This is a genomic window from Ensifer sp. ENS10, from assembly GCF_014852025.1.
GTDB lineage: Bacteria > Pseudomonadota > Alphaproteobacteria > Rhizobiales > Rhizobiaceae > Ensifer.
The window spans coordinates 1-3,105 of sequence record NZ_JACVAS010000026.1 but is presented as its reverse complement, the minus strand read 5'-3'; the positions used below and the strand labels follow the sequence as shown (position 1 = coordinate 3,105).

Genomic DNA, 3,105 nt, shown 5'->3' with positions numbered 1-3,105 from the left:
TTGTTTCTCTTGCGTTTTGCAGACCTGGCAGCGACCTACTCTCCCGCGTCTTAAGACGAAGTACCATCGGCGCTGGGGCGTTTCACGGCCGTGTTCGGAATGGGAACGGGTGCAGCCACCCCGCCAGAACCACCAGGTCGGCAAAGCGCAAGATTTACGCCTAGCTTGGCGCAAACCGAATGAGAAGCTGGTTGAAGTTTTCACTTCATTTGTTTTGAACACGTCGCTCATCTCAAGGCGAATGCAAAAGCATTCGTCCGAACGTGATGAGCATGAGCAATGGGAACGATCAAGCCAATCGAACGATTAGTACTGGTAAGCTTCATGCGTTGCCGCACTTCCACACCCAGCCTATCAACGTGGTCGTCTTCCACGGTTCTCAAGGGAATACTCGTTTTCAGGTTGGTTTCCCGCTTAGATGCCTTCAGCGGTTATCCATTCCATATATAGCTACCCTGCTATGCCCTTGGCAGGACAACAGGTCCACCAGAGATATGTCCATCCCGGTCCTCTCGTACTAGGGACAGATCCTGTCAATATTCCTACACCCACGGCAGATAGGGACCGAACTGTCTCACGACGTTCTGAACCCAGCTCACGTACCGCTTTAATTGGCGAACAGCCAAACCCTTGGGACCTGCTCCAGCCCCAGGATGCGATGAGCCGACATCGAGGTGCCAAACAACCCCGTCGATATGGACTCTTGGGGGTCATCAGCCTGTTATCCCCGGCGTACCTTTTATCCGTTGAGCGATGGCCCTTCCACGCGGGACCACCGGATCACTATGACCGACTTTCGTCTCTGCTCGACTTGTCAGTCTCGCAGTCAGGCGGGCTTATGCCATTGCACTCGACGACCGATTTCCGACCGGTCTGAGCCCACCATCGCGCGCCTCCGTTACTCTTTCGGAGGCGACCGCCCCAGTCAAACTACCCACCATACACTGTCCCGGATCCGGATAACGGACCGCGGTTAGACATCCATGACGATAAGGGTGGTATTTCAAGGATGGCTCCACAAGAACTGGCGTCCCTGCTTCAAAGCCTACCACCTATCCTACACATGCCGACACGAATGCCAGTGTAAAGCTATAGTAAAGGTGCACGGGGTCTTTCCGTCTGACCGCAGGAACCCCGCATCTTCACGGGGAATTCAATTTCACTGAGTCTATGCTGGAGACAGCGGGGAAGTCGTTACGCCATTCGTGCAGGTCGGAACTTACCCGACAAGGAATTTCGCTACCTTAGGACCGTTATAGTTACGGCCGCCGTTTACTGGGGCTTCGATTCAGAGCTTGCACCCCTCCTCTTAACCTTCCAGCACCGGGCAGGCGTCAGACCCTATACGTCGTCTTGCGACTTCGCAGAGCCCTGTGTTTTTGATAAACAGTCGCTACCCCCTGGTCTGTGCCACCCCATCTGACTTGCGTCAAAAAGGGTCACGCTTCTTCCGAAGTTACGCGTGCAATTTGCCGAGTTCCTTCAGCATAGTTCTCTCAAGCGCCTTGGTATACTCTACCTGACCACCTGTGTCGGTTTCGGGTACGGTCTATAATGGTGGAGCTATTTCCTGGAACCGCGTCCCCGCCTGGACAATCCAATAAGTCCAAACAAGTTAAGCGATCCGTCACTACCACCAGGCCCACGAATATTAACGTGGTTCCCATCGACTACGCGTGTCCGCCTCGTCTTAGGGGCCGGCTAACCCTGCTCAGATTAACTTTAAGCAGGAACCCTTGGTCTTTCGGCGAGAGGGTCTCTCACCCTCTTTATCGTTACTCATGTCAACATTCGCACTTCCGATACCTCCAGGACCCCTCACGGGTATCCCTTCACAGGCTTACGGAACGCTCCGCTACCACACGTCTTGCGACGTATCCTCAGCTTCGGTGCATGGCTTTAGCCCCGTTACATTTTCGGCGCAAAGACCCTTAATTAGACCAGTGAGCTGTTACGCTTTCTTTAAATGATGGCTGCTTCTAAGCCAACATCCTGGTTGTTTTGGGATCCTCACATCCTTTCCCACTTAGCCATGACTTGGGGACCTTAGCTGGAGGTCAGGGTTGTTGCCCTTTTCACGACGGACGTTAGCACCCGCCGTGTGTCTGCCGACTAGTACTCCTCGGTATTCGGAGTTTGGTTAGGATCAGTAAGACGGTGAGTCCCCATAGCCCATCCAGTGCTCTACCCCCGAGGGTATTCGGTCGACGCACTACCTAAATAGTTTTCGCGGAGAACCAGCTATTTCCGAGTTTGATTGGCCTTTCACCCCTAACCACAAGTCATCCCAATCTATTGCAACAGATGCGGGTTCGGTCCTCCAGTTGGTGTTACCCAACCTTCAACCTGCTCATGGCTAGATCACTCGGTTTCGGGTCTAATGCGACGAACTGAACGCCCTGTTCAGACTCGCTTTCGCTGCGCCTTCACCTATCGGCTTAAGCTTGCTCGTCACACTAAGTCGTTGACCCATTATACAAAAGGTACGCTGTCACCCTTGCGGGCTCCAACTGTTTGTAGGCATCCGGTTTCAGGTTCTATTTCACTCCCCTTGTCGGGGTGCTTTTCACCTTTCCCTCACGGTACTTGTTCGCTATCGGTCATGCACGAGTACTTAGGCTTGGAGAGTGGTCTCCCCATGTTCAGACAGGATTTCACGTGTCCCGCCTTACTCAAGGACACTGAGTGTTCTACGTGTAAGGGGCTATCACCCTCTACGGCCGACCTTTCCATGTCGTTCCACTTTATTCCTCAGTGCCACTGGCCTGGTCCGCGTTCGCTCGCCACTACTTGCGGAGTCTCGGTTGATGTCCTTTCCTGCAGGTACTTAGATGTTTCAGTTCCCTGCGTTCGCTTCTTACCCCTATGTATTCAGAGTAAGATACCTTTAAACAATACTTGGAAACCTAAGCCGTACTTGCGTACGACTTAAATTTTCCAAGCATTTAAGGTGGGTTCCCCCATTCGGAGATCCATGGATCAAAGCTCATTCGCAGCTCCCCACGGCTTATCGCAGCGTATCACGTCCTTCATCGCCTGTGCATGCCAAGGCATCCACCAAATGCCCTTCTTTCACTTGATCGTTCTCATTGCCAATGCTCATCC

General features: G+C 53.0%; 2 rRNA genes. Both read right to left on the bottom strand.

The annotated features are described in order from the left end of the window. Window positions 1–22: 22 nt before the first annotated feature. A 5S ribosomal RNA gene (rrf, locus tag IB265_RS36170) occupies window positions 23–137 on the bottom strand. A gap of 148 nt (window positions 138–285) precedes the next feature. Beyond that, window positions 286–3,082: ribosomal RNA gene (locus IB265_RS36165) — 23S ribosomal RNA — on the bottom strand. Window positions 3,083–3,105 lie beyond the last annotated feature (23 nt).